Source organism: Streptomyces sp. NPDC048496 (assembly GCF_043200055.1).
Taxonomy (GTDB): domain Bacteria; phylum Actinomycetota; class Actinomycetes; order Streptomycetales; family Streptomycetaceae; genus Streptomyces.
The window spans coordinates 15,754-42,413 of sequence record NZ_JBICXB010000041.1 but is presented as its reverse complement, the minus strand read 5'-3'; the positions used below and the strand labels follow the sequence as shown (position 1 = coordinate 42,413).

Genomic DNA, 26,660 nt, shown 5'->3' with positions numbered 1-26,660 from the left:
TGTGCGCATTGCGATGGTTCGGTCCGGGCCCGGGCGACATCCCGCCGACGGCTGCCCGGCAGCGAGGTCGGATCAGGTCAGGAGCCGGCGGGCGTAGTAGTCCTTCTCGTCCTGGACGCCCGGAAGTGCGAAGAAGTAGCCCCCGCCACGTGGGCTGATGTACGGCACCAGTGCTTCGCCTTCCAGCCGGGTCTGCATGGCGATGTAGGTATTGAGTTCTTGCTGGAAGCAGACGAACGCATGCCCCATGTCGAGTTCCGGCAGGTTGGGGCTCCGGTCGTAGTCGTAACTGCGACGCAGAATGGTGCTGGTGGCCGCGGTCTGCGGAGTCTGGGGATTGGCCAGGCGGATGTGAGAGTTCAGCGGGGTGATCAGGCCCAGCGGGTCGTTGGTGTAGATGGGGTCGAAAGGATCCGGGGCGTTCTCGCCCACTGCGTACATGGGGGCGCCGCTCGCCTTACGGCGGCCGAAGATCCGCTCTTGTTGGGCAACGGGCACCTTCTGCCACGCCTCGATAGCGAAATGCACGATACGCACCACGTGGTACGTGCCACCCGCGGCCCAGGCCGGTTCGGCGCTCTTCGGCTGGATCCAGACCACCTGATTCATCTGGGCGTCGTCGGAGACGGACGGGTTGGAGGTGCCGTTCTTGAAGCCGAACCAGTCGCGCGGGACACCGACCGGACGCTCCGGATTGCGCTGGCCGTCGATACGCCAGCGCAGCTTCATCGCGGACTTGGTGTGGGTCAGGATGTCGAGGAGTGCGTGCACCGTCGTGTCGCGATGATCGGCGCAGATCTGGATCAGCAGGTCCCCCTGACTCAGCGTGGGGTCCAGGTCGTCATGGCGGAAGGGTGTCATCTTGACGAGCTGGACCGGCTTGCGCGCGCTGAGTCCGTAGCGGTCGTCGAAGAGGGATGCGCCCACTCCGACTGTCAGGGTGAGACCATCCGCCACGACCGTGGGTCCCAGGATGCCGTTGTCCGTCGGCGGTGCGGTCGGGGCCACCTTCGATGGTTTGCCGCCCGCCGTGAGGAAACGGGCTCGCGAGGTCAGCGTGCGGAACAGGTCGGTGAGTTTTGCCCGGTTGGAGGCGGTCACGTCGAACGAGACGAGAATCGCGACCTGCTGGGGCAGAGTGGCGATGCCCGCCTGGTGATAGCCGTGGAAGGGAATCACCCGAGATGTCGGTCCCGTCTTGGGAACAGCCACCGTGTCGGCGCGCGCGGCACCGCTGCCCAAGGCGACCCCGCCCGCCGCTCCGGCCAGGCCCGCGGCGGCACCGTGAAGAAATGACCGCCGGGCAAACGCACTCGCCGGACACCCTTCGCCGCTCCGCCCTTCATCCAGGGTCGCGAACATGTCGTCAGTCATCGTTCCCCTCAGACAGGAGCCAGGTGGCAAGCCGTACGGCTCTGCCGCGATCGGATTCCGCGAGCCGGCCCGCCCAGCAGGGCACGACCGTAGACGGCAGTTCCCAACCAGCGCCTGAAGAACCGCCAGCCGTACGACCATCCATAAAACGGAATATATGCGACATCCCTGCTCGCGCCACTGGGAAGTATGGTGCGCGTAAGGGGTTTGGATCGCGTGCGGCGGCGTCGACCGTGCCCGTGTGCTGTCACTGTGAGGCCAGCGGCACGGCGGCTTCTCGGCGACCGGATCGCAGACCGTCGGTCGCCCCGGGGGCCTCCCCCGGACGGCCGACGGGCAGACCAATGACTTCCGGAAGCAGCCCAGTCGCGCATGTGACGGCGCCGCCACTCGACGTTGCTCCGGCTCGGTGGGCGCGATTCCCGGCCCGACTACGCGCGGCGCCGGCGCGGCCCGCACGATGCCGCCCTGCGTGGTCGCCCGACCGGACGCACCCCTGGGGGTCGAAGCCGTCCGGTACGTGGCTGCTGGATCCCTTCACTCCTCCCGGGGGTGGCGCCAGTTATCGCAGCCACTTCACCGGCCCATACGCCCACCGGACCCTGAAGGGCATCGGCCACAACGTGCCGCAGGAAGCCCCGAAAGACTTCGCCGAAACGGTCGTCGAAGTCGATGGTTTTTGATCGCGCCACCTGGAGTGACCGCCTCGCCTCACTGCTGAACCGCGGCGTGTCAGCCGTTCGCACCAAAGCCTACGAGCCATTCGCAGGAGTTCCGGGCACAGACGGATCAGTCGATCGTTGAGGGCAACGGACTGTGCCGTCGCGCATCACGAAGGAGCGCGTCGGCCGGGATCAGCTCCGTGGTGATCGCGCAGTGGCCGGAGCCCGTCAGACGCTCCTGGTACGACGCACGTGAGGTTGCAGCCGCCCATCGTCCGGTCCGGCGCATGCGCGCAGATCACGGAGCGGAGCGGGGAACCCACATCATTGCCCTGACGGAACCCTCGAGTTGCGCGATGTGATGTGCAACCTCCTGCTGCCACCCCATGCCTTTGAGGCTGTCACTGGCTCACGCAAGTCGAATTCGACTCAAGTGGTGCCGAGTTTGTGATCGTGGCACGCTTCGCACTGACGCAGCCGTCTGCCATTCCGGCGAGGCGTTCCCCGGTCGCAGATTTGCTGATGCGGTCATCCCTCAACACCGTCATCTCTGACTCGCCGGCGCAGAGGCGAAGGAGGCACCTTGCCCACCGCGATCGTCCGCGTTCTCCGGACACCCGAACTGCGCAACAAGTTGCTCTTCACGCTCGGCATGATCCTCCTGTTCCGCTTCGGGGCACACGTCCCGATCCCCGGGGTGAACTACGGGAACGTCCAGACCTGCGTCAATGCGGCACAGGCCAGCAACAGTCGTCTACTCGGTCTGTTGAACCTGTTCAGCGGCGGGGCACTGCTACATATCGCAGTGTTCGCACTCGGCATCCTGCCGTACATCACAGCCAGCATCATTCTTCAATTGCTGACCGTCGTCATCCCGAAGTTGGAGGCGCTCAAAAGAGAGGGCTCGGCGGGGCAGGCGAAGATCACCCAGTACACCCGCTACCTCACGGTCGCGCTCGCCGTACTGCAGGGCACAGGCCTGGTCGCAACCGCCCGGAGCGGCGCCCTGTTCAGCGGCTGTCCGGTCGCCTCGGACATCGTGCCAGACAAGTCGATCTTCATCACCGCCACCATGGTGCTCACGATCGCCGCAGGGACAGCCTGCGTGATGTGGCTCGGCGAACTGATCACGGACCGCGGTGTAGGCAACGGCATGTCGATCCTGGTATTCGTCTCGACCGCAGCCACTTTGCCCGGCACGCTGTGGGCCATCAAACAGAACGGCAAGATCGCCGGAGGCTGGGTCAACTTCGGCAGCGTCGTTGCCGTCGGATTCGTCATGGTGGGCTTGGTCGTCTTCGTCGAGCAGGCCCAGCGCCGTATCCCGGTGCAGTACACAAAGCGGGTGATCGGCCGCAAGTCCTACGGTCACGCATCCACATACATCCCACTAAAGGTTAACCAGGCGGGTGTAGTCCCGGTCATTTTCGCATCGTCGCTGCTTTACATTCCACAGCTCATTGCGCAGTTCTCCAGGTCGACCTCGGGGTGGAGGGTGTGGATCGAACATAACTTCGTCAAGGGTGACGACCCCTACTACGTAATCACCTATTTTCTGTTGACGGTCTTCTTCGCCTTCTTTTACGTGTCGATCACGTTCAATCCCGTGGAAGTCGCGGATAACATGACGAAATACGGTGGCTTCATCCCAGGAATCCGAGCCGGCCGACCCACTGCCCAGTATCTGGGCTATGTCCTCAACCGGATGACGTGGCCGGGAGCTCTTTATCTGGGGGTGATCTCATTGGTACCAACAGTGGCCTTTTCAAGTTATGGCGGTGCCAGCAGCCTCAGCGGAACAAGCATCCTCATCATCGTGGGCGTGGGTCTGGAAACGGTAAAACAGATCAACAGCCAGCTCCAGCAGCACGATTACGAAGGCTTCCTCCGCTGATTTCCGGACTCCCTTTCCCACTAAGGTCTGGGGGCTTGGGCGGCGCGATACGGACTGGACCCTGATGAGGTCTACCGAGTGGCGCCGCGGACGCGGCCGATGGAGACCTTCGCGGCGGTCGCTCCGGATCAGGATCCGCTGGAGTGCCTGGCGGCCTTGCACACGCTGGAGGACGAGGACGTGCGGTCCGGTGTCTATGCCGCCTTTGACAGTGCGTCGGAGTTGCTGTCCACTCTGCCCTCGGATTGCTGGGATCTGGTGACGTCGAACTACGAGCACCGGGTGCGCGGGCGGTTCGCCCGGACCTGTCTGCCGGTTCCTGACGTGCTGGTGGATGCCGCCGCAGTCGAGGAAGGCAAGCCGTCACCGGCCCCCTACCTCCTGGCTGCCGAGCGAATCGGGGCCGGGCCGGAGCACTGCCTGGTCATTGAGGACGCGCCGTCCGGTGTGACGTCCGGGTTGCGTGCCGGCATGACGGTGTGGGGAGACCTGAGTGTGACGGAGGTCTGCTTCGCGGTCGTCTGCACATCGCTGGGGTGTTCAACTCCCGGTTCACCGACTGGTCGGCGAGAGCCCGAGCTCATACCGGGCCCGCCGCCATGACGAGGCCGCCGCCATCCCGGCCTGCGTCGCCTAGTGCCGTGACCGGCAATGTTTGCCCCGTGAGGAGCGTCGTCCAGTGCGTGCGATCGCAAGGCGGCCGGACGTCCTTGGATGGGGTCTCCCCTGCTCGAACGAAGCTGAGAGCTTGGGGAAGGAGCCACCAGGGCTTCTGACCAACGCGGCGAGCGGGCGTGCTGGGCGGCGCGACGGGGCAAAGCTTGCCGGGAGGGGCACTAGATCCCCATGCGACCGGTCAGGAATGGAGAAGCGAAACCTGCACCCTGTCCGTAGCGTGAAACGCATGGACATCAAGCTTTCACAGTGCTTCGTCGCCGTCGACGACCACGACAAGGCACTCGCCTTCTACCGGGACGTTCTCGGCCTGGAGGTACGCAACGACGTCGGGTTCGAGGGGATGCGCTGGGTGACCGTCGGCTCACCCGCACAGCCGGACGTGGAGATCGTCCTCGAACCGCCGCTCGCGGACCCGAACGCCTCGCCCGCCGACAAGGGGGCCATGGCGGAACTGCTGGCGAAGGGTCTGCTGCGCGGTGTCATCTTCAGGACCGACGACTGCGACGCCACCTTCGAGCGCATCCGCGCCGCGGGTGGCGAGGTGCTGCAGGAGCCGATCGACCAGCCGTACGGCGTCCGCGACTGCGCCTTCCGCGATCCCTCCGGCAACATGCTGCGCTTCAGCCAGCCTCGCAGGCAGTGAGCTCCGGTCCCGCGAGCCGGGCGCTACCCTGCAGGCAAACTGCGCGCCGCATCCGGGCGAAGGGCTGTCCCGTGATCCCTGACTTGCCCACGACGACAGCTACGGCGCCTCTCCGCATTGTCGGAACATCCGAATACACCCAGTATGCGGACGCCCTCCGCCTTGCGATGCACCGCATCCGACGGCGCGCGCTGTTCCGCCAGGGATGACGGGACAACCGTTGGGCGCGAGGTGAACGAGATGCCCGAACGCGAGGTGATGCGCGACGGCCGCTGGTTGGTCTGACACCTCGGCCGGGCGCCGCGTGGCCGAGGCCCAGTGACGCCACGGGCCGAAGCGGCGTGGATTCCTTGGTTCTTGCGCAAAGAGCGACCCCGGCCGACGCCGCCGATCTGGTAGACAGCGGACCGTTGCCGCAACCGCACCGACGGAGGAGAACCAGAAGTACTCCTCGAAGCTGGTCAGATCGAGCCAGGCGACGCCGACGGAGACCGCTATGGCGGCCCCACCCAACAGATGGAGACACGATAAGCATGGCCAAGAGGACGGACACGCGGTCGACTGCGCTGCACGGTGCGGACAGCCACGATCTGATCCACGTGCACGGCGCGCGCGAGAACAACCTCAAGGACGTCAGCATCGAGATCCCGAAGCGCCGGTTGACGGTGTTCACCGGCGTCTCCGGCTCGGGCAAGAGTTCTCTGGTGTTCGACACGATCGCCGCGGAGTCGCAGCGGCTGATCAACGAGACATACAGCGCCTTCGTGCAAGGCTTCATGCCGACGCTGGCGCGGCCCGAGGTCGACGTACTCGAAGGGCTGACGACCGCGATCGTCGTCGACCAGCAGCGGATGGGTGCCGACCCCCGCTCCACGGTCGGCACCGCCACCGACGCCAACGCGATGCTGCGCATCCTCTTCAGCCGACTCGGCACACCGCACATCGGCCCACCCAGCGCGTACGCCTTCAACGTCCCCTCGGTCCGGGCGAGCGGTGCGATCACCGTCGAGCGCGGCGCCAAGAAGGCGGTGAAAGCGACCTTCAGCCGCACCGGCGGCATGTGTACGCGGTGCGAAGGCCGGGGCACGGTCTCCGACATCGACCTCACCCAGCTCTACGACGACTCCAAGTCGATCGCCGAGGGTGCGTTCACCATCCCCGGCTGGAAGTCGGACAGCTTCTGGACCGTGCGGGTCTACGCCGAGTCGGGCCTCCTCGACCCGAACAAGCCGATCTGCAAGTACACCAAGAAGGAGATGCACGACTTCCTCTACCGGGAGCCGACCAAGGTGAAGGTCGAGGGTGTGAACCTCACCTACGAGGGGCTGATCCCCAAGATCCAGAAGTCGTTCCTGTCCAAGGACAAGGAGGCTCTGCAGCCGCACATCCGGGCGTTCGTGGAGCGCGCGGTCACTTTCACCACCTGTCCCGAGTGCGACGGCACCCGGCTCAGCGAGGGGGCCCGGTCGTCGAAGATCAAGCGGACCAACATCGCCGATGCCTGCGCGATGCAGATCAGCGACCTGGCCGAATGGGTCAGCGACCTCGACGAGCCGTCGGTGGCGCCGCTGCTCGCCGCGCTGCGGCACAGTCTCGACTCGTTCGTGGAGATCGGCCTCGGCTACCTCTCGCTCGACCGGCCGTCGGGCACGCTGTCGGGGGGCGAGGCGCAGCGCGTCAAGATGGTCCGCCACCTCGGCTCCTCGCTGACCGACGTCACCTACGTCTTCGACGAGCCCACCATTGGTCTGCACCCCCATGACATCCAGCGGATGAACAACCTGCTGCTGCGGCTGCGGGACAAGGGCAACACGGTGCTCGTCGTGGAGCACAAGCCGGAGACGATCGCGATCGCCGACCACGTTGTCGACCTCGGCCCCGGCGCCGGTACTGGGGGCGGCAGCGTCTGCTTCGAGGGCACCGTCGAGGGGCTGCGGGCCGGCGGCACCATCACCGGCCGCCATCTCGACGACCGGGCCGCCCTCAAGGACACGGTGCGGACGCCCTCCGGCACGCTGGAGATCCGCGGCGCGACAGCGCACAACCTGCGCGACGTCGACGTCGACATCCCGCTCGGGGTGCTCGCCGTCGTCACCGGCGTCGCCGGCTCCGGAAAGAGCTCGCTCGTGCACGGGTCGATCCCCGCCGGCGCGGGTGTGGTGTCGATCGACCAGAGCGCGATCCGCGGCTCGCGACGGAGCAACCCGGCGACGTACACCGGACTGCTCGACCCGATCCGCAAGGCGTTCGCGAAGGCCAACGGCGTGAAGCCGGCGCTGTTCAGCGCCAACTCCGAGGGCGCCTGCCCGAACTGCAACGGCGTCGGCGTCATCTACACCGACCTGGCGATGATGGCCGGCGTCGCCACCACCTGCGAGGAGTGCGAGGGGAAGCGGTACCAGGCATCGGTGCTGGACTACCACCTTGGCGGCCGCGACATCAGCGAGGTGCTGGCAATGTCGGTGACCGAGACCGAGGAGTTCTTCGGCGCCGGCGAGGCGCACACGCCGGCCGCGCACCGCATCCTCGGCCGGCTCGCCGACGTCGGGCTCGGCTACCTCAGCCTCGGCCAGCCGCTCACTACGCTGTCCGGCGGCGAGCGGCAGCGGCTCAAGCTGGCCACCCACATGGCCGAGAAGGACGGTGTCTACGTCCTCGACGAGCCGACCACCGGCCTGCACCTCGCCGACGTCGAGCACTTGCTCGGCCTGCTCGACCGGCTCGTCGACTCCGGCAAGTCGGTCATCGTCGTCGAGCACCACCAGGCGGTCATGGCGCACGCCGACTGGATCATCGACCTCGGCCCCGGCGCCGGTCACGACGGCGGCCGGATCGTCTTCGAGGGCACACCCGCCGACCTCGTCGCCGACCGCTCCACCCTCACCGGCGAGCACCTCGCGGCCTACGTCGGCACCTGACCGAGGCCCTCGGGGACGCCCTGAGACGAGTTCTCTCATCTGTTTGAACTCACCCCACTTGGTATCCGATAACGACGGCACCCTCAAGTGATCAACGCACCACCCACGGATGATCATGTTGTCGTGGAGGCACAGGTGCGTGACTACGGGTTTTCGCCGGCTCAGCAGGATGAGATCTGGAGACGCTGGCGTGAGGGACAGTCGTTCAGCTTGATGGGGCGGGCGCTCGGGGCACCGATGCACCACGTCCGCCGATTTCTGTACCAGAGCGGTGGCGTTCGGTGGCGGCGGCAACGAACAGGAAGGCGTGGGCGAGCATCGCGAGGGTGCACCAGCGGTGCCAGGAGGTCCAGCGGCGGACCTGGTGCTCGTCCAGTCCGGCCAGGCCCTTGCCGGCTCGGCAGGTCTCCTCGACCGTCCGGCACCGCCCGGCCACGCACACCAGCTCGGTCGAGCATCAGCACCGCCGCGGGGTCGTGCAGGTGCTCCACCACGTAGGCGCGTATGCCGTCGCGCACCGCGTCGGCGTGGTGAATCAGCGCGCCGCGTCGGATGCGGTGCATCGCAAGGCGGAGGGGCGTCCGGACACTGGATGTATTCGGGCGTTCCGACCACGCGGCGAGGTGCCGTAGCTGTCGTCGTGTGCCCGCCGGGGATGGACGGGACATCCTTTAACGCCAGCCCTCCCGTCCCCGCCGCGGACCAGGCAGATGGACCGTTCCGGAACGCTCTGGTGAACCGGCAAGGTGATGTTTGTCCAGAATCCCAGAACCTTGAGGCAGAGGAACGGAAAAAACGATGCCAGGCCACGCGAAGAGATATGGCTCAGCCAAGTAGCCCCAGGTTTCATGGCTGCCGGCATAGGCGGCTCGAGCAAATCCCCAATAATCCCCTCCCCCACCGGTCCACCACCGATGCTCCGCTCCGGAGAAAATCTCGCCCTCTCCATCTGCTTGAGTCGCCCTGGAATTTCTCATACGGAAATTGCTGCTGCAGCGATCACGCCTGCCGCAGATTGCGAGAAAGCACTCCAGCAGGGTCGTCATTTCACCCACTCCTCACCGGGGATCGCTGCTCACCTCATCGGCGCGTCACGGATCGCTACAGCGGTGAAGCGGCACACCTTCCAAGCAAACCCCTCAGACGGCGGCGACGGCGCCGAACAAGCCGCCGCTTCCGGCAAGCCCGCAGGCCGGGCAGCAGGCGGCGAGCTACGCGGGACCTTGAAATCCGGCACCACATGTCCATCGTCGCACTCAAGTCGCCATATTTCGCGCTCCCAATGCAGCGCACCCCGCAGGCAGGGATGTCGTCAATTCAGACAGGAATCGACGTGGGTCCACGTTTCGCTTACGAGCCGTCCGGCAGAGCAACGTCCAGCTCCGGTGGAACCCAGCGTCCCTCGGAAGGCACGACTCCGGCCGAGCCCACTCGCACCCGTAAGATCGCCCCGCCCACACCGAGCGGAACGATCGGCCCATGACCGCCCCGTCACGCGACCCGCCGGACGGGCCCGAAGGCGCAGGCGCAGGAGAACCGGGAGCGAGTGGTCGCCGCCGCCTCCCGTCTCTTCCGAGAGCGGGGCACGAGCGGTGTCAGCGTTGCCGACGATGGGCCGACGCGGTCGTTCCACCACGCCGGAGAGAAGGGACGTGTGAGCGGCCCGGATCCAGGACGTGGCAGCTACGCGCCGTTCGCCGCCTTCGTCGACCCGGATGGCAACGGTTGGCTGATGCAGGAAGTCAAGACCAGAGCGCCCGGGCGGTGACGCGAGGTCCGCCCTGGACCGACGCGTCGCCCCGGACCGACGGGCCCGCCCGACATGGAGCCGAATCGGTCCGTCGACGCACACGTGCCGAGACGATCGAGATCGGCGTGAGGCCGGGGTACCGCAGGTGGACCCACCTGTCCCTCAACTCGGTACGGCACCGGCCGGATCAACTGCCGCACTCGGCGGCCGCAATCGTGGCACGGAGCTGCTGCGCGTAGCCGGCAGCCGTGAAGTCCGAGCTTACGCCGTCGACCAGGACCAGATCATTGATGGTCCGATCCGTGCGCAGGTGAATGATCTTCTGATACTCCGGCGAGTTGTACCACGCCTGTGCCGTCTCCATGTCGGGGAACTCGATCAGCACCACCGAGCCCGGCCATGCGCCCTCGAGGACCTGCACCTCGCCGCCAATCGCGAGCCACTTGCCTCCGTAGAGCGCCGTGGTGGCCTCGACCTGCTCCAGATAGGCCAGGTTCTCCTCCTGCGGCACGCCGGGGATGCGCAGGTGATTGACCAGATACGTCGACATGGGTACCTCTCCTCGTGACGATGCTCAACACCGGAGGCGCCGGATGCCAACAGCATCGCGCCCCGACCGGTCCGGTCGTGCCCCCCTCCGCGGCAAGGCCGTCATTGCAACGCACGGACGACGACCAGAAGGACCAGCCGATCCGTACGACACCATGCCCTTCCTCTTGAGTGACAGACGAAAGCAGCCACAGCCTGCGCGCAACGATCCTGGAAGAGTTCGGCGCCCCTCTGGTGCTGAGCGAGATCGCCAAGCCCGTCGCCGGTCCCGGCGAGGTACTGGTCCGGGTCAAGGCCACAAGCCGACGTCCCTGAGCAGGGGATGCCAATCCGGCACCTGATTAGGCTTTTCGGGCGACATGTTGACGCCTGCTCACCCTGTCGGCAGCATGCCGCTGGACTCCAGCACACCGAAAACCACGCCCCCAGCGCCCTGAACGACCGCCATCAGCACCCACCGCGCCGTGTGGACTCCTGCGGCGACCGATCACATCCCCTCCCGCGCCATGACCGCGGCAGCACGCCGAGCACGTCCTGCCGGCGCCGGCCACCGCAGCCCTCTCACCACCCGGCCCGCCGACGCCGCGGTCACCAGCCCCGCCTCACGACGCAGCCCCGTCCGGGCCATCGGCAAAATGCCCCAGCCCTCGGTCGGTCAGCGAGTAGCCGCTGAGGGTGACGGTCGGCCCGTGGGTCGGCAGCGACGGGTCCGGGAAGTCTGCCGGGACGGGCTGCCTGCCCTCGGGACGGCGGTCCACGACATGCGTACGCGTCGGTCGGGCGGACAGTGCGTACGTATCCGGCGAGCGGGAAGCCCGTACCGGGGCGTCTACCCCGGGATCTCCGTGCGTTCCCACCATTCGTAGATGGGCAATTGGCCCTCGGCGGTCTCCTGGTGACGCGTCGTCGCCTTGAAGTGCTCGTACCCGCCACGGAACGGGATCTTGAGGTCCGGCACGGGTGTGGTGAGGGGAACAATCCGCTCGGGAAGGTCGTCGGGGCCGCCCTCGAGGACTGCCTTCGTTGCATTCGTCATGACGAAAGTCTCCCCGGACAGGGGTCCGGCTTCTCCGTGACGCGCCGAAAGGCTCGCTCCGCGTCCCTGCCGGTATCTCCGCAGCAGCCCGGGATGGCATCTCTCACGCCGCAGGCGGCCGCATGCGGACGTGCGTACGCTGAGACAGCCAAGTCCCGTAACCGCTGGGCTGCGGGTGCAAGGGGACGTCCCGCCACCGGCCCCGGCCGGTGAACCGGACCGGCCGGGCGCATGGAGCCGGCTCACGCGCCCCGTGACCGGTGGACCGCCGCAGGAACCTCGATGGGCACCTCGATCAGCACTCTCGCGCAGGAGGACTTCGTGACCATTCCACCCGCCCCCGCCGTCGAGCGCCGTCACCCGGTACGGGACGCCGCCCTCACCTGGGAGCCGAGCGAGCGCCGAGTACGCGGGAAGGAAGAAGGGGACGACCGTCGTCGTCGACAGCCGCCGACCGGTCCTCGTGTGGGAACCCGGCCATGCCGTACCGCTCTACGCCTTCCCCCGGAACGACGTCCGCACCGATCTGCTCCGCCCGGCGGCGGACCCCGACGTGGGTGCGCACTCCGGCTCCACGGTCTTCTACGACCTCATCGTGGACGGCGTCGCGGAGCCCAACGCCGCATGGACCTTTCCGGGCGCCGAGCTCGCCGGACACATCGCCTTCGAGTGGTTCGGACGCGTCGGCGTGGGCCCCGATCACTGGTACGAGGAGGACGAAGAGATCTTTGTCCATCCCCGCGACCCGTACTCGCGTGTGGACGCGCTCCGCAGCTCTCGGCACGTGCAGATCGAGATCGACGGAACGCTCGTCGCGGACACCCGCAGCCCGGTGCTTCTCTTCGAGACGCGCCTGCCCGTCCGCTACTACATCCCCCGCGAGGACGTCCGCCTCGATCTGTTCACCCCGACCGACCTGCGTACGGGATGCCCGTACAAGGGGACGGCCGAGTACTGGTCCCTGACCGGCACGGACAGCGACGCGCCGGCGCATGTGGCGTGGAGCTACCCCGACCCCGTCCCGGCCGCGGGTGCGGTCAAGGACCTCATCGCGTTCTACAACGAAGCCGTCGACATCACCGTGGACGGCGAGCGGATGGAACGCCCGGCCACCGGCTTCACTCGGCGTCCGGGCGCGTGACGGCGCGCCGCAGCGGGCTCGTACGAGCCCGCTGCGGCGTCGTCGCCCTGGAGCCGGTGCCCGCGCACGACTCGTACGCATCCTCGGCGGCAGCGGGCACGGGAATGCAAGGGACAGTGGTGATCGTCGGGCGTCCGCGCGATCCGCAGGAGCACGGCAGCGTGGTCAGGGCTGCGGCGGCCGGTCCTGCCCCTCCTCCGAACCGAACTCGTCCTTGAGCTTGTCCTGGGCCGTGTCGACCTGGCCGGTGTACTTTCCCTGCGTCTTGGTGTCGATGGCGTCGCCCGCCTTGTCGATGCCCTTTCCCGCCTTGTCCTCATGGCCCTTCAGCATGTGCTTGATCTTGTCCATCATGGACATGGGTCCTCCTCAGCGAGTCACCCCCACCTCTCCAGGGTCGCCACACAGCGCCGCTCCCGCATCCGCGCGAGCGGTCCGCAGGACCGTCGGATCAGCAGATCCGGGGCAGCTGCTCCCCGATCGGCAGGTCGACCACGCGCGTCCCGCCGAGCCCGGTGCGGGCCACGACCATGCCGGGATGCGCCTCCACGGCCTCGCCGATCACGGTCGCCTCCGCTCCCAGCGGATGCGCCCGCATCGCCTCCAGAACGGCTTCGGCGTGCCCACGGGGGACGAACGCGACGAGTTTGCCCTCGTTGGCCACGTACATCGGGTCCAGGCCCAGGACGGCGCAGGCGTTGGCCACGGCCGGCGGGACCGGAACGTTTCGCTCCTGAATGACGACACCGGTGCCCGATGCCACCGCGATCTCATTGAGCGCCGCGGCCAGTCCGCCACGTGTGGGGTCGCGCAGGACATGGAGGTCGGGGGTGACCGCGAGCATGGTCTCCACCAGCCCGCCCAGCGCCGCGCAGTCGCTCTCGATCTCCACCCCGAACTCGAGGCCCTCGCGCACACTCATGATCGCCACGCCGTGCACGCCGATCGCACCGCTCGCGATCACGACGTCGCCCGGGACCACTCGCTGGGGACGCAGATCGACGCCGGCCGGGACAAGGCCGATCCCGGCGGTGTTGATGAAGATGCCGTCGCCATGACCGGCGTCCACGACCTTGGTGTCGCCGGTCGCCACCTCGACGCCCGCCGTGCGCGCCGCTGCGCCCAGCGCATCGGCCACGCGTGCGACGACCGAGAGCTCAACGCCCTCCTCCAGAATGAAACCGCAGGAGAGGTAGGCGGCCCTGGCACCGCTCATGGCCAGGTCGTTGACCGTGCCGTTGACCGCGAGGTCGCCGATGCTGCCGCCGGGGAAGAACAGCGGCCGCACGACGTACGAGTCCGTGGAGAAGGCCAGCCGAGCGCCGCCCAGCGACACCACGGCGGAGTCGGCCAGTTGCGCGAGCACGTCGCCCCCGTAGGCGGGCGCGAAGACGTGCTGGACCAGTTCGGCCGAGAGTGCGCCGCCGCCGCCGTGGCCCATCACCACCCTCGGCTGATCGCGCAGCGGGGCGGGGCAGGTCCATGCCGTGAGGTCGAGTACGGGTTCCTCGCCGGGGACGCCCGCGGTCGCGGTGACGGCGGTGTTCAGTGCTTCGGTGGTCTCAGGCAACGGGGCTCGTCTCCCTGGGTGCGGTCCTGATGTCCAGGCGCCGGTAGAGGTAGTACGCGGCACAGGCACCCTCGCTGGAGACCATGGTGGCCCCGAGCGGGTTGCGCGGGGTGCAGGTGGTGCCGAACGCCTCGCACTCGTGGGGCTTCAGCAGTCCTTGCAGGACCTCACCGCTGCGGCATTCGGCGGGCTCCTTGGTGTCGATGTCGGTGACGGAGAAGCGATACTCGGCGTCGTAGTCCCGGTAGCGGGTGGAGAGCCGCCAGCCGCTGTCGGGGATGGTGCCGATGCCGCGCCAGGCGCGGTCGGTGACTTCGAAGACGTCCTCCAGCATGGTGAGCGCCGCGGGGTTCCCGTCCGGGTGCACAGCGCGCGGGTACGCGTTTTCCACGGTGTGCTCACCGCGCTCCAGCTGCAGGACGGTCCGCCGTACGCCTTCGAGGATGTCCAGCGGCTCGAAACCGGTGACCACAATGGGGACCTGGAACCGTTCGGCCAGCTCCGGGTACTCCCGCATGCCCATCACACTGCACACGTGGCCGGCGGCGAGGAACCCCTGCACCCGGCAGCTCGGCGACTGCATGATCGCCTCGATGGCCGGGGGGACCCGCACATGGGACACCAGCAGGCTGAAGTTCGGGATGCCGAGCCTGCGCGCCTGATACACCGTCATGGCGTTGGGCGGTGCGGTGGTCTCGAATCCGATCCCGAAGAAGACCACCTCACGGTCGGGGTTCTGCTGGGCGACCTTCAGAGCGTCGAGCGGCGAGTACACGATCCGCACGTCGCCGCCCTCGCTGCGGACCCGGAACAGGTCACGGCCGGTTCCGGGGACCCGGAGCATGTCCCCGAACGAGCAGAAGATCACCTCGGGGCGGGAGGCGATCTCCAGCGCCTTGTCGATGACCTCCAGCGGTGTGACACAGACTGGGCAGCCCGGACCATGGATCAGTTCGACCTGGTCCGGCAGGAGTTGGTCAATTCCGTGCCGGATGATGGTGTGCGTCTGTCCGCCGCAGACCTCCATCAGCGCCCACGGACGAGTCACAATGGAGTGGATGTCGTCCAGCAGTCGGCGCGCCAGGTCCGGGTTCTGGAACTCTTCGATGTACTTCACTGCTGAACCTCCTGTGGCGCCTCGGCACCACCGGTCGGGGACATTCCGCCGGCCTCCGCGGCCAGTTCCCACGGATCTCCGAACTCCTCCTGGAGCAGGCCGAGTTCGGCGAAGAGGTCGAGCGTCTTCCGTGCCGACTCCTCGTCGAGTCGCTGCAGGGCGAACCCCACATGGACGATGGCGTATTCACCGACCTGGAGGTCCGGCAGATATTCCAGACACACTTCCTTGACCACACCACCGAAGTCGACGGTGGCCATCCGGGTACCGTCGCGTTCCTCGATGTCCATCACTCTGCCGGGTACCGCCAGGCACATGGCTGCTCCTTGCTGTGGGGGCGTTGCCCGGCTCTGCCGGGCAGGACGTCAGTCGGCGGCGCTCGCGTGTGCCGCTCCGGTGCGGGCGGCCACCATGAGCTGGCCGAGCGCCAGCCCGCCGTCGTTCGGGGGGACCTCCCGGTGGCGCAGGACGGTGAAGTCGTTCTCGCTCAGCATCCTTGCGCACAGGGAGGAGAGAAGGGTGTTGGCGAACACGCCGCCGGTCAGGGCGACTTCGTGCAGGCCGTGTCGTTCGCGGGCCGACGTGCACACCTGGAGCACGAGGTCCGCGACGGCCCCGTGGAAGCGTGCGGCGACAAGCGTCGGCGCCGTGCCGGCGCGCACGTCGTCGACGACGGCCGCCAGTACCGGCGACGGGTCCATGATCAACCGCTGCCCGTCGGCCGTGCCCGCCGGGCACAGCGCGAAGCCGTAACCGGGTCCGAGGTCCGCGGCGGCGCCGACCGCGGCGGCCTCCAGTTCGACGGCGGCCTGGGCTTCGTACCCGGCCCGGTGGCAGAGGCCCGCCAGCGAGGAGACGGCGTCGAACAGCCGGCCCATGCTGGAGGTGGGGACGCAGTTGAGGTCTCGCTCCAACTGCCGCAGCAGCACGCGTCGTTCGTCCGGCGGGCAGGCTGCCGTGCAGGGCAGGTCGTCCGTCGGGCCGATGCCTGCCGCGTACAGATGAGCGAGCGCCATCCGGTAGGGCCGGTGCACGGCGGCGTCGCCGCCAGGCAGCGGAACGTACGCGAGGTGCGCGAAGCGGTGGTACGTCTCGTAGTCGGCCAGCATGATCTCGCCGCCCCACACCGCGCCGTCGTCCCCGTAACCGGTGCCGTCGAACGCGACGCCGATCACCCGGCGGCTGCCGTCCCTTCCGTGCTCGGCCATCGCGGCCGCGATATGCGCGTGGTGGTGCTGTACGCGGACGACCGGCCGGCCGTCGGCCCGGCGCAGGGCCCACTGGCCGGTGCGGTAGCGGGGATGCCGGTCGGTGGCCAGGATGCCGGGCCGCACTCCGGTGATGGTCTCCACGTGCTGTTCCGCGCGTTCGAAGGCGTGCTGGGTGGCGAGGTCGTCCATGTCGCCGACGTGGGCGGACAGCCAGGCCCTGTGGTCCTCGGCGAGGCAGAAGGTGTTCTTCAGGTCGCCTCCGGTGGCGAGCGTCGCAGGTACCGGATGCGGCAGGGCGAGCGGCAGCGGGGCGTAGCCGCGTGAGCGCCGTACGATCAGCCGCTCCCCGTCGCAGACGCGCACGACGGAGTCGTCGCACGGCACGTGGATCGGGCGGTCGTGCGTGAGCCAGGCGTCGGCGAGGCGGGCCAGTCGCTCCAGCGCCTCGTCGTCGTCCGTGACGATCGGTTCACCGGCCACGTTGCCGCTGGTCATGACCAGAAGGCGCGGTCCCGGCGGGTCACCGGGCAGGCCCAGCAGGAGGTGGTGCAACGGGGTGTACGGGAGCATGACCCCGAGGTCGGGGCTGCCCGGGGCAACCGCGTCGGACGGCCATGGGGTGCCGGGGCCCGGGTGGGCGTCGGTGCGGCGTCGCAGCAGGACGACGGGCCGGACAGCGCCGACGAGCAGGGCCCGCTCCTCGCCGCCCAGCTGCACGAGGTGCGCGATGTCGTCGATGCCGCGGGCCATCATGGCGAACGGCTTGTCGCCGCGGGCCTTGCGGCGGCGCAACAGGGACACCGCGGCGGAGTTCTCGGCATCGCACGCGAGGTGGTAGCCGCCGAGTCCCTTGATCGCGAGGACAGCGCCGTCGGACAGCAGCCGGCGGGCCTCCGCGACCGGGTCGCGTCCGGTTACGGGCTGTGCGGGCAGTGCGCGGTCCGGCTGCCCGACGAGCAGTCGCAGCCGGGGGCCGCAGTCGGGGCAGGCGACCGGCTGCGCGTGGAAGCGCCGGTCAGCGGGGTCGGCGTACTCACGGGCGCAGTCGGCGCACATAGGGAAGCGGGCCATGGTCGTGTGTGCGCGGTCGTACGGCACTCCGGTGACGATGGTGAAGCGGGGCCCACAGTGCGTGCAGGTGATGAAGGGGTGGCGATGGCGCCGGTCGGCCGGATCGGCCAGTTCGGTGAGGCAGTCGGCGCAGGTGGCCACGTCCGGGGAGACCAGTGTGCGGGCCGGTCCGCCGGTCCTGGAGTCCTCGATGCTGAAGCGGGATCCGCCCGCGGCGGGGACTTCCCTGTGGTCGACGGAGTCCACCAGGGCGAGCGGTGGGGCGTCCGCCGCGATCCGGTCGCAGAACAGGGCCACGGCGGCGGGGGCGCCCTCGACCTCGGCGACGACGCCTTCGGTGGTGTTGGTGACGTGTCCGGCCAGTCCGAGCCCGGTGGCGCGGGCATACAGGTAAGGCCGGAAGCCCACGCCCTGCACGACGCCGCGGACCACGACCCGTCTCCGTTGCACGGCTCCGGCGACGGCGGTCCCGGGCTGTGGGGTCGTCACGGGCGGTGCTGCGCCGCGGAGGCGGGTGCTGTCGTCACGACGAGCGGCTCGTCGGGGTGCGCGTGGGCGTGCGGGCCGGTGTGCGGGTGATCGTGGGTTCCGAGGTCCGGATGCGTGTGCGTATGCACGCCCGTATGCGTGTGGCTGTGGGTGTGCTGGCCCCCGTGCGTGCGGTGGTCCTCGTGGGGGTGCGTGTGCTGGTGGGACGCGTGCTGCCGGGCCATCACCGGTGTGTGGACCGGGGCGCCTTCCCCGGCGGCCAGGGCCCGGTCGAGCAGCGTGCCCACCCCCTCACCGCGGCGGGCGGCGGTGAGCACCACGTCCACACCGGGGTTGACCTGCTGGACATGGGCACGGAATGCGGCCTCGTCGAATCCGACGGCCTGCGCGATGTCGGTCTTGGTGACCACGACAAGCTGGGCCAGTCCGAACGCGGTGGGGTACTTCAGCGGCTTGTCCTCGCCTTCCGTCACGGAGGCGAGGACGACCCTGAGCGTCTCCCCGAGGTCGTACGAGGCGGGGCAGACCAGGTTGCCGACGTTCTCGACGAAGAGGATCCGGGTCCCGTCGGGCAGCCAGTCGTCGATGTGACGGCCCAGCATCCCGGCCTCCAGATGGCAGAGTCCGTCGGTCAGCACCTGTTTGACCGGGGCTCCGGACCGGGCCAGGCGGACCGCGTCGTTCTCGGTGGCGAGGTCGGCGGTGAGCGCGGCGACCGGCACTCCCCTCTCCCGGGCCCGGGAGAGTTCGCGTTCCAGCAGTTCGGTCTTGCCGCTGCCGGGGCTGGAGAGCAGGTTGACGACGGTGGTGCCGCGCGCCGTGAGCCCGGCTCGCAGGCTGTGCGCCGTCGCGTCGTTCTTGGCGAGTACCGCCTGCTGCAGGTCGACTTCACGGCACATCGTTCAGCGCTCCTGGGAGATCGGTTCGCGGGTGTGTTCGTGTTCGGGTCCGTCCTGCCAGTGCACGCTGACGATCTGCAGCTCGCGCCCCGACAGGAGTTCGGCGGTCGGCTCGCCGCAGACCGGACAGCACAGCCGGGGTGGCATGCCAACCGCCCATTCGGCCGCGCAGGGCTCGCACCGCGCGCGGGCCGCCACGGGTTCGACGACGAGTTCGGCGCCTTCCAGAACGGTCCCGGCGCAGGCGAGTCCGAAGCAGAAGGACAGGGCGTCGGGAACGACCCCGGCCAGTTCGCCGACCTGGAGCCGGACGGACCCGACCGAGGCGGCTCCGCCTGCCTGAGCCACCTCCTCCACCTGGTCGACGACGGCCATGGCGATCGACATCTCGTGCATTGCGTCTCCGTCCTGCCGTGCGTCATTACAGCGGCGGGTGACGGGGGCCGGCGGACCGGCTCGCCGGTGCCCGTACGGCACATACACCATTCGGTGCAGCCAGGGGCCGGGACCGGGCGGCGGGCGCCGTCACATGCAGCGCATCCGCAGATAGCGCTTGACGTCGGGCAGGATCTGCGCGGCGAGGGCGACGAGAGCGGCGGCGGTCAGGCCGCAGATGAGGGTCTTCTTCATGGGGGTGGGTTCCTTCTGCTCAGTTCATGGCGGGGCCGGCCGCCGTCCGCTGGGCGGCGGCCTCGTGGTCTTCGTCCTGTACGAGGTCCAGGACCATCCGTACGGCCTGTGGCACTGCTGCGGCCACGGGTGCGCTCAGTCCGATCCCTTCGTCGACGTTGTCGGGTTCGCAGCCGACGACGAGCGTGCGCCTCGGCGGTACGGCTCCGGTGCCCGCGCACAGGGTGCCGAGCAGTGCCAGGACGGCGTCGGGGGACATCCGATGGCCGTCGAGCAGTGCGTTCTGCGGCTCGACGGCGCCGGGTTCGTCGACCTCGATCAGGTACAGGGTTCCGGGGACGCCGCCGCGCTCGGTGGCGTCGATCAGGACGAGCGTGTCGTATCCGTCGAGGAGCTGGTAGGCGAGGTGGACGCCCCGTACGCCGATGTCGACCACCTCGAGGTGGTCCGGGAGACGGTGCGAGGACAGTGCGCGCACCGCCTCTACGCCGAAGCCGTCGTCGCCGAGGAAGATGTTCCCGATCCCGGCGACCAGGGTTCTCGGACGTTCCTGCGCGGGGGTGTTCACGCATCCTCCAGGGGGGCGATCTCGTCCGGCTGGAAGTACAGGAAGCGCCCCTGCTCACGGCGGATGTCCGCGCCCGGGTCGCCTTCGACGGTGACCGCGAGGTGCACGCCGCCGTCGACGTCGTGGAGCACTGCTTCGACCTGTGCGCTGCGGCCCTTGAGGAACAGGTCCTGGGCGTCGGTGCGCCGCAGTCCCGGTCGCAGAAGGACGCGGCTGCCCACGCCCACGGACCGGCCGTCCACCAGGATCCGGTCCCGGGCCGGGTCGGCGGTGTCGTCGCTCGCGGGGTCCCACCACGGGGTGTCGGGGCGGAGCACGCCGCGGGCGTCGATGAGGTCGGCGCCGTCCGGGAGGGGGTCCCGGGCGGCGGGCGGCGACGGGTCGGGTCCGGTGATCTCGCGCAGGGCCCGCACCGCGCCGTGCAACCGCTCCAGGACCTCGGGGGGCATCGATTCGGCCAGGTTGACGACCGCGGCCGCCCGGGCGTCGGTACCGCGGGCCTCGCGCTTCTCCTGGTCGGTCAGGGCCGCCGTGCGCAGGGCGAGGATCTCGTCGATCTCGGTGGCGTCGTACAGCGCTCCGGGGCTCTCGGGGGCGATGGCCGGATGGTCCTCCAGGATAATCGGGGACGACAGCATCAGGTCCGCGCGCCCGGGTTCCCCGGCGAGCACCGGCCAGGTGTGCAGGTTGCGGCAGGCCGCGACCGCGCCCTTCGCCCACTCGGGCGGGTCCGTCATCGACAGGAACGAGCCCGCGCTGAGTCCCATCAGGAGGTGGGCGGCGACCAGCGACCGTGGGAGCGCGGCGTCCCGGTCGGCCTCGGCGGAGTCGGGCGTCCAGGTGCTGGTGTTCTCGACCACGGCGGTGAGCCGCACGACCCGGTAGGGTCCGTCGAGTTCGCGGGCGGACAGCCGCACCACGCCGCTGATCTTCTCGCAGCGGCGGACCAGGCGTCCCACCGTCCGCCCGTCCGTGTCCAGGACGGGTTCGGTCTCCTCGCGGGCGGGCGTGGCGAAGGGGACGGTGACACCGTCCCCGGCCAGTTCGGCGACGTCCACGACCACTTCGACGCGTTCCTCGGCGCCCTCGTCCCAGGGGACCAGCACCCGGTCGGCGAGGTCGAGTTCAGCCACGTCCTCGAACGTGCCGTCGTCGCGGGCCTGTTGCACCGTGCGCCGCTGGGCGTGCAGAAACCGTGCTTCGACGGCGAGCGTCGCGCCGGGCTTCGGCTCCATCAGGCACTCGGTGTGCTGGAATTCGTGCTCCTCGCGGTCGGCGCCCCAGCCGGGCGGCACGAGCACCCCGAACTGCCAGCGGAGCCGGTTCTTGGCCGCGGAGGCACGGTACGGGTAGAGCACATAGCCCTCGAAGAGGACGGTGTCGGCCACCTGCCGTGCGGTGGCGAACCGGGACTCCAGTGCGGGCGTGAGGAGGGATGAGGTCACGGCGCCGTCCTCTCGGTGACGCGGGGCAGTACGGCCCGGTGCACCGGACGCTCAGGTGACTGCGAGGGTGGATTACCTGCGGCTCCGGCCAGGTCGATCAGGGCCTGGACGGTCGCCTCCCAGGACGGCAGGGCCTGCCGCGAGCGGAAGGCGAGCAGCGCGTTCATGGTGTCGCGCGGCAGCCGGATCCAGCCGCAGCCCGGGAAGTGCTGCTCGATCATGTCCTTCCACACCGCCACCGGCATCCGGAAGGGCGCCTCGCGGTCCCAGGGAATCGGCTCGACGTGGAAGCCGCCGTCCCCGGTGAAGGCGGTGCCGGAGAAGAGCAGGAGGAGCGGCACCTCGCCGTCCTGGAGCGCGTCGAAGTACCGGGTCGCGGCGATGTCCAGGTCGTAGGTGCAGGGCACGACGAGGTCCACCTCGGTCTCCGCGGTGAACGACGCAACCGTGAGGGCGACCTGGGCGAACTGCAGCGGCTGGAGCGTGTTTCCCCAGCGTGAGCGGTCGCCGAAGAGGTCGTGCAGTCCGTCCGCCTCGCCCTGCTCGTAGCCCCGCCGGGCCGGTTCGATACGGATCTGGCAGCGCAGCGCGAGGGCGTGCACCCGGGCTTCCGGGGACGCGGTGATGCGCAGCCGGAAGACCAACGTGGGGCCCGCCGCGTACGGGTCGGCGCGGACTCCGGTGCAGGTGAAGGCGAATTCCGTCACCGCCGCTGCCCCTTCTCCTGGGTCCGGGCGCGTCCCTCGACGTGTGCGAAGAACGCCTGGAGATCGGCTCTCGCCTCGGCGCCGCCGTCGAAGCCCTGCCACAGCAGGCGCATGCGCCCCACCAGCTCGTAACAGATGTCGATCGGTACGAGATAGCACTCGGCCCGGCCCTCCGTGCGACGCATCAGCAGTGCCTCGACGTCGGGTTCGAGGAGGGCGGCGAGGCGACTGGCGCCGAGCACGGTCTGCCAGGTCTCCGGGGCGAGCTCGCTCTCGGTCGCTCCGGCCGGGCTCGGATAGAGCGCGACCAGCCGGTCCAGCGCCGCGTTGCGGAAGAAGAACGCGACACCGACCGGGATCTGGAGCAGCTCCCACGCACCGTCGTCGAGATGGTGGTCCGCATCGGACAGATAGCGGTCCGGGACCGTTCTGAAGCGTCCGTGGGCTGCGCCGGGCCGCTCGAACAGCAGGGAGCACGGGGTGCACGCACAGGCCAGCGCACGCTTCTCGGTGTCCACGAGATGCCGATGACCGCCCTCGGTCACGGGCACGCCGCACAGCTCGCACCGTTCCTGCCGGGGTTCCGGCGGCGCGGCGAATCTGCGCAGGCCTCGGGCGCGGGCAACGGGCGCCGGGCGACGCTCGGCCCTGGTCGGGGGGGCGTTCACGGTGCCGTCGCGGCAACGGTCGTGCCGGCTCCGGCAGTTCCGGCCGGCGGGCGGGTAGCGATCTGGAGCAGGGGTGGCTCGACGGTCACCGACTCCATCACCACCTGCTCCACTTCCGGTACGAAGCAGGCCAGCGCGTCCTCGACGCTGCGCTGCGTCGCCGCGCCCGTGCTCGGGCAGCCGCAGCCACCGCCGTCACCGGCCCCGGCCCCGGCCCCGGCCGAGGAGCGCAGCCGCAGGATGCCGGTCTCCTCGTCGAAGCCGACGACCTCGACGGGGTCGTGAACGGAGTCCAGGGCGCGCGCGATACGCGTGCCGATGTCCTCCGGGTGCAGATCGTGCAGGGCCAGCAGGCTCGACACGAGTTCGTCGTCGAGCAGCGCGGCGAGCGGTCCGTCGCCGGTTCCGCGGTCCGCGGGGGTGCCGAGACGGCCGACGATCCGGGCCAGGCCGGCGCCGTAGAAGTCCATCAGGACCCGAACCAACTCCTCTGCCGCGGCGCACACTTCCTGGTCGCCAGTGGTACTCAGGCGGTCGAGCAGGTCCTCGACCCGCTGCCCGGCCTCCACGGCGTCCAGGGCCCTCGGCGGTGCGACGACCGTCGCTGCGGCGCTCATCCGGCCAGTCCGCTCAGCCCGGTGGGCACATGCATCTGCTTGACGGTCTTGCCGCCGCCCACGTACATGTGGACGCCGCACGGCAGGCAGGGGTCGAAGCTGCGGACGGTCCGCATGATGTCGATGCCCTTGAAGTTCTCCGGGGTGTTCTCCTCGAAGATCGGTGTGTTCTGCACCGCGTCCTCGTAGGGGCCGGGGGTGCCGAACGAGTCCCGCGTGCTGGCGTTCCACGGGGTGGGCGGGTAGGGGTGGTAGTTGGCGATCTTGCCGTCCCTGATCACCATGTGATGGGAGAGCAGGCCGCGTACGGCCTCCGTGAAGCCGACGCCGATGCTCTCGTCCGGCACCTCGAACTTCTCCCAGGTCTGGGTGCGTCCGGCGCGGACCTCCTCGAGCCCCTTCTCGGCACAGTGCAGCGCGATCGCGGCGGCGTACGCCTGGAAGTAGGTGCGGGCGCGGTTGCGTTCCAGCGCGTTGCTCCACTTCGGGATCTTCCACTCGAAGGTGGTCTCGGGCTTGGTCATCGTGCGCGGCAGGTTGATGACGACGCTGTGACCGGTCGCCTTCACATAGCCGACGTCGACGAGCCCGGACAGTGCGGTGGACCAGAGGCGGGCGATGGGGCCGCCACCGGTGTCCAGTGCCAGGTGGTCCTTGCCGTCGAACCAGCGGGGCGACATCACCCAGCTGTACTTGTCGTCGAAGTTCCGCTTCTGCGGGGCGGGGATCGTGTGCTGGTTCCACGGGTGGCGGGGGTCCACCGGGTTGCCGAGCGGGTCGTGGGTGACGAACTGTTCCTTGCCCTCCCAGTCGTCGTAGTACGAACTGCCGAGCAGGATCCGGATGCCGAGGTTGATCTCGGTGAGGTCGTTGGTGACCAGTTTGCCGTCCACGATCACGCCGGGGGTGACGAACATCTTCCGTCCCCAGTCGGTCATGTTGGCGTACGTGAAGTCACAGTGTTCGGGGTCGTTGAGCGCTCCCCAGCAGCCGAGCAGCACCCGCCGGCGGCCGACCTCCTCGTACCCGGGCAGCGCCTCGTAGAAGAAGTCGAACAGGTCGTCGTGCAGGGGAACGACCCGCTTCATGAACTCCACGTACCGCATGAGGCGGCTGAGGTAGTCCGTGAACAGCTGGACGGACGCGACCGTTCCGACGCCGCCCGGGTAGAGCGTGGAGGGGTGCACATGGCGCCCTTCCATCAGGCAGAACATCTCCCGTGTGTAGCGGCTCACTTGAAGAGCCTCGCGGTAGAACTCTCCCTCGATGGGGTTGAGGGAGCGCATGATGTCGGCGATCGTGCGGTAGCCGTGCTCCCCGGCGTGCGGCGCCTCGGTGCGCTCGGCGAGCTCCAGGACTCCGGGGTTGGTCTCGCGGACCATCTTCTCGCAGTAGTCGACCCCGACCAGGTTCTCCTGGAAGATGTTGTGGTCGAACATGTACTCCGCCGACTCGCCCAGGTTGATGATCCACTCACCGAGGTTCGGCGGCTTCACCCCGTAGGCCATGTTCTGCGTGTACACGGAACATGTGGCGTGGTTGTCGCCGCAGATCCCGCAGATGCGGCTGGTGATGAAGTGGGCGTCCCGGGGGTCCTTGCCCCGCATGAAGACGCTGTAGCCACGGAAGACCGACGAGGTGCTGTAGCACTCCGCGACCTGCTTCTGCTTGAAGTCGATCTTCGTGTGGATGCCGAGACTGCCTACGATCCGGGTGATCGGATCCCAGGCCATCTCGACGAGGCCACTGCCGTCGCCGGCCGCCTTCGTCGTGGGTGCCATTGTGTGTGCCATGACCCTTCTGGGGAGTGGGAGTTGATGGAGGAGGGAGCGGAGCGGAAACGGGACGTTCACCGATCGCGGGGTGCGGGGCACCCCGCAGACGCCGCGCCCGTCATCGGGGTGATCGGTAACCGGTGGTCAGCTTGGAGCCCTTGTGACGCCACCTCGGTTCCTTGTCCACGGTCTTCGCCGTGATCGACCGGAGCCTGCGGACCACCGCCCCGTACGCTCCGCTGGCGGCGCTGGAGACCTTGCCGCCGGGCGGTTCGTCCATGAACGGCATGAACTTGTCGGGGAATCCGGGCATGGTGCAGGCGATACAGATGCCGCCGACGTTCGGGCAGCCACCGATGCCGTTCATCCAGCCGCGCTTGGGTACGTTGCACTTGACGACGGGACCCCAGCAGCCGAGCTTGACCAGGCATTTGGGCGAGTCGTACGTGGTGGCGAACTGGCCCTGCTCGTAGTAGCCGGCCCGGTCGCACCCCTCGTGCACGGTGGCCCCGAAGAGCCAGGCCGGGCGCAGCTTGTCGTCCAGCGGAATCATCGGCGCGGATCCCACCGCCTGGTAGAGCAGGTAGGTGAGGGTCTCCGAGAAGTTGTCCGGCTGGATCGGGCAGCCGGGCACGCAGACGATCGGGATGCCGGCCTTCGAGGTCCAGTCCCAGCCCAGGTAGTCGGGTACGCCCATGGCACCGGTCGGGTTGCCGGCCATCGCATGGATGCCGCCGTAGGTGGCGCAGGTGCCGATGGCGACGACCGCCAGGGCCTTGGGCGCCAGCCGGTCGATCCACTCACTGGTGGTGATCGGCTGGCCGGTCTCGGGGTTGTCGCCGAAGCCGCACCAGTAACCCTCCTGCTTGATCGATTCGTTGGGGATGGACCCCTCGACGACCAGCACGAAGGGATCGATCTCGCCGCGTTCGCCCTTGAAGAACCACTCGATGAAGGTGTCCGCACCGCCTACCGGACCGCTGTCGAAGTCGATCAGGGGCCAGTGGACCTGGATCTTGGGCAGCCCGGGCAGCACACCGAGCACGATCTCCTCGATGCTGGGCTGCATCGCCGCGGTCAGCGACACCGAGTCGCCGTCACAGCTCAGCCCGGCATTGATCCAGAGGATGTGGATCGGGGACTCCTCGTCGGCGGCCGCACCGGCTGCCTGGGCGCCGACCGTGTTCGCTGTTGCTGCACCCATGGGGATGCCTCCTTGGAGAGCTCTGCGATGAATGCCCGCATTTC

At 68.8% G+C, this 26,660-nt stretch carries 22 protein-coding genes and 5 pseudogenes; 8 read left to right on the top strand and 19 right to left on the bottom strand.

What is annotated here, in order from left to right:
• Positions 1–72 precede the first annotated feature (72 nt).
• The gene (locus tag ACGFSA_RS27650; RefSeq protein WP_393308688.1) at positions 73–1,374 is read right to left on the bottom strand and encodes a Dyp-type peroxidase; all 1,302 of its coding nucleotides are present in this window, start codon (positions 1,372–1,374) and stop codon (positions 73–75) included.
• Between the two features lie 527 nt (positions 1,375–1,901).
• Here ACGFSA_RS27650 and ACGFSA_RS27645 point away from each other — a divergent pair.
• The 6 genes and pseudogenes from ACGFSA_RS27645 to ACGFSA_RS27620 form a co-directional block, all read left to right on the top strand.
• Positions 1,902–2,057 (top strand): annotated as a pseudogene (locus ACGFSA_RS27645) (alpha/beta hydrolase); the annotation flags it as partial.
• Positions 2,058–2,619: 562 nt separating this feature from the next.
• Entirely contained in the window at positions 2,620–3,930 is a 1,311-nt protein-coding gene (gene secY / locus ACGFSA_RS27640; protein ID WP_393308686.1) for a preprotein translocase subunit SecY, read from the top strand.
• 27 nt (positions 3,931–3,957) lie between these two features.
• A pseudogene (locus ACGFSA_RS27635) lies at positions 3,958–4,416 on the top strand (HAD-IA family hydrolase); the annotation flags it as partial.
• Positions 4,414–4,567 (top strand): annotated as a pseudogene (locus ACGFSA_RS27630) (AraC family transcriptional regulator); the annotation flags it as partial. The pseudogenes ACGFSA_RS27635 and ACGFSA_RS27630, both read left to right, overlap by 3 nt.
• Positions 4,568–4,834: 267 nt before the next feature.
• On the top strand, positions 4,835–5,251 hold the full coding sequence (locus tag ACGFSA_RS27625) for a VOC family protein (protein ID WP_393308684.1): 417 nt from the start codon (positions 4,835–4,837) through the stop codon (positions 5,249–5,251).
• A 527-nt stretch (positions 5,252–5,778) separates the two neighbouring features.
• On the top strand, positions 5,779–8,169 hold the full coding sequence (locus tag ACGFSA_RS27620) for an ATP-binding cassette domain-containing protein (protein ID WP_393308716.1): 2,391 nt from the start codon (positions 5,779–5,781) through the stop codon (positions 8,167–8,169).
• Positions 8,170–8,422: 253 nt separating this feature from the next.
• Here the strand turns inward: ACGFSA_RS27620 and ACGFSA_RS27615 are convergent.
• A pseudogene (locus ACGFSA_RS27615) lies at positions 8,423–8,620 on the bottom strand (IS701 family transposase); the annotation flags it as partial.
• Between the two features lie 1,486 nt (positions 8,621–10,106).
• Positions 10,107–10,469: a DUF1330 domain-containing protein gene (locus ACGFSA_RS27610; protein ID WP_393308682.1), complete on the bottom strand. Its 363-nt coding sequence runs from the start codon at positions 10,467–10,469 to the stop codon at positions 10,107–10,109.
• A 170-nt stretch (positions 10,470–10,639) separates the two neighbouring features.
• Between ACGFSA_RS27610 and ACGFSA_RS27605 the strand changes: the two genes are divergently transcribed.
• Positions 10,640–10,783 carry a hypothetical protein gene (locus ACGFSA_RS27605; RefSeq protein WP_393308680.1) on the top strand — a complete coding sequence of 48 codons (144 nt, stop codon included), beginning with the start codon at positions 10,640–10,642 and terminating at the stop codon, positions 10,781–10,783.
• Between the two features lie 514 nt (positions 10,784–11,297).
• On the opposite strand, the gene ACGFSA_RS27600 is transcribed toward ACGFSA_RS27605, so the two are convergent.
• On the bottom strand, positions 11,298–11,504 hold the full coding sequence (locus tag ACGFSA_RS27600; protein ID WP_393308678.1) for a DUF5988 family protein: 207 nt from the start codon (positions 11,502–11,504) through the stop codon (positions 11,298–11,300).
• 282 nt (positions 11,505–11,786) lie between these two features.
• Here ACGFSA_RS27600 and ACGFSA_RS27595 point away from each other — a divergent pair.
• A pseudogene (locus ACGFSA_RS27595) lies at positions 11,787–12,645 on the top strand (DUF427 domain-containing protein).
• 165 nt (positions 12,646–12,810) lie between these two features.
• Here ACGFSA_RS27595 and ACGFSA_RS27590 read toward each other — a convergent pair.
• The 15 genes from ACGFSA_RS27590 to ACGFSA_RS27520 form a co-directional block, all read right to left on the bottom strand.
• Positions 12,811–13,005: an antitoxin gene (locus tag ACGFSA_RS27590; protein WP_393308676.1), complete on the bottom strand. Its 195-nt coding sequence runs from the start codon at positions 13,003–13,005 to the stop codon at positions 12,811–12,813.
• 91 nt (positions 13,006–13,096) lie between these two features.
• Positions 13,097–14,194, bottom strand: a complete 1,098-nt coding sequence (gene hypE, locus ACGFSA_RS27585; RefSeq protein ID WP_393308714.1) for a hydrogenase expression/formation protein HypE — start codon at positions 14,192–14,194, stop codon at positions 13,097–13,099.
• A 13-nt stretch (positions 14,195–14,207) separates the two neighbouring features.
• A complete protein-coding gene (hypD, locus tag ACGFSA_RS27580) occupies positions 14,208–15,332 on the bottom strand; it encodes a hydrogenase formation protein HypD (protein WP_393308674.1) in 1,125 nt (374 codons plus the stop codon).
• On the bottom strand, positions 15,329–15,649 hold the full coding sequence (locus ACGFSA_RS27575; RefSeq protein ID WP_393308672.1) for a HypC/HybG/HupF family hydrogenase formation chaperone: 321 nt from the start codon (positions 15,647–15,649) through the stop codon (positions 15,329–15,331). The genes hypD and ACGFSA_RS27575 overlap by 4 nt, the downstream gene beginning before the upstream one ends.
• Positions 15,650–15,697: 48 nt before the next feature.
• The gene (hypF, locus tag ACGFSA_RS27570; protein ID WP_393308670.1) at positions 15,698–18,103 is read right to left on the bottom strand and encodes a carbamoyltransferase HypF; all 2,406 of its coding nucleotides are present in this window, start codon (positions 18,101–18,103) and stop codon (positions 15,698–15,700) included.
• Positions 18,100–19,002: a hydrogenase nickel incorporation protein HypB gene (hypB, locus tag ACGFSA_RS27565; RefSeq protein ID WP_393308668.1), complete on the bottom strand. Its 903-nt coding sequence runs from the start codon at positions 19,000–19,002 to the stop codon at positions 18,100–18,102. Before hypB ends, hypF begins: the two co-directional genes overlap by 4 nt.
• A 3-nt stretch (positions 19,003–19,005) precedes the next feature.
• The gene (locus ACGFSA_RS27560) at positions 19,006–19,398 is read right to left on the bottom strand and encodes a hydrogenase maturation nickel metallochaperone HypA (protein WP_393308666.1); all 393 of its coding nucleotides are present in this window, start codon (positions 19,396–19,398) and stop codon (positions 19,006–19,008) included.
• A 129-nt stretch (positions 19,399–19,527) separates the two neighbouring features.
• Entirely contained in the window at positions 19,528–19,632 is a 105-nt protein-coding gene (locus ACGFSA_RS27555; protein WP_393308664.1) for a DUF6893 family small protein, read from the bottom strand.
• A 19-nt stretch (positions 19,633–19,651) separates the two neighbouring features.
• Positions 19,652–20,200 (bottom strand): hydrogenase maturation protease, encoded by a 549-nt coding sequence (locus ACGFSA_RS27550; RefSeq protein WP_393308662.1) that lies wholly within the window; start codon positions 20,198–20,200, stop codon positions 19,652–19,654.
• On the bottom strand, positions 20,197–21,645 hold the full coding sequence (locus ACGFSA_RS27545; protein ID WP_393308660.1) for a hypothetical protein: 1,449 nt from the start codon (positions 21,643–21,645) through the stop codon (positions 20,197–20,199). Before ACGFSA_RS27545 ends, ACGFSA_RS27550 begins: the two co-directional genes overlap by 4 nt.
• Positions 21,642–22,352, bottom strand: a complete 711-nt coding sequence (locus ACGFSA_RS27540) for a DUF6084 family protein (RefSeq protein WP_393308658.1) — start codon at positions 22,350–22,352, stop codon at positions 21,642–21,644. Before ACGFSA_RS27540 ends, ACGFSA_RS27545 begins: the two co-directional genes overlap by 4 nt.
• Positions 22,349–23,020, bottom strand: coding sequence for a DUF5947 family protein (locus ACGFSA_RS27535; protein WP_393308656.1), 672 nt, complete (start codon positions 23,018–23,020; stop codon positions 22,349–22,351). Before ACGFSA_RS27535 ends, ACGFSA_RS27540 begins: the two co-directional genes overlap by 4 nt.
• Positions 23,017–23,637: a hypothetical protein gene (locus tag ACGFSA_RS27530; protein ID WP_393308655.1), complete on the bottom strand. Its 621-nt coding sequence runs from the start codon at positions 23,635–23,637 to the stop codon at positions 23,017–23,019. The genes ACGFSA_RS27535 and ACGFSA_RS27530 overlap by 4 nt, the downstream gene beginning before the upstream one ends.
• Positions 23,634–25,418 carry a nickel-dependent hydrogenase large subunit gene (locus ACGFSA_RS27525; protein WP_393308712.1) on the bottom strand — a complete coding sequence of 595 codons (1,785 nt, stop codon included), beginning with the start codon at positions 25,416–25,418 and terminating at the stop codon, positions 23,634–23,636. The genes ACGFSA_RS27530 and ACGFSA_RS27525 overlap by 4 nt, the downstream gene beginning before the upstream one ends.
• 112 nt (positions 25,419–25,530) lie before the next feature.
• Positions 25,531–26,616: a hydrogenase expression protein HypE gene (locus tag ACGFSA_RS27520; RefSeq protein WP_393308653.1), complete on the bottom strand. Its 1,086-nt coding sequence runs from the start codon at positions 26,614–26,616 to the stop codon at positions 25,531–25,533.
• Positions 26,617–26,660 lie beyond the last annotated feature (44 nt).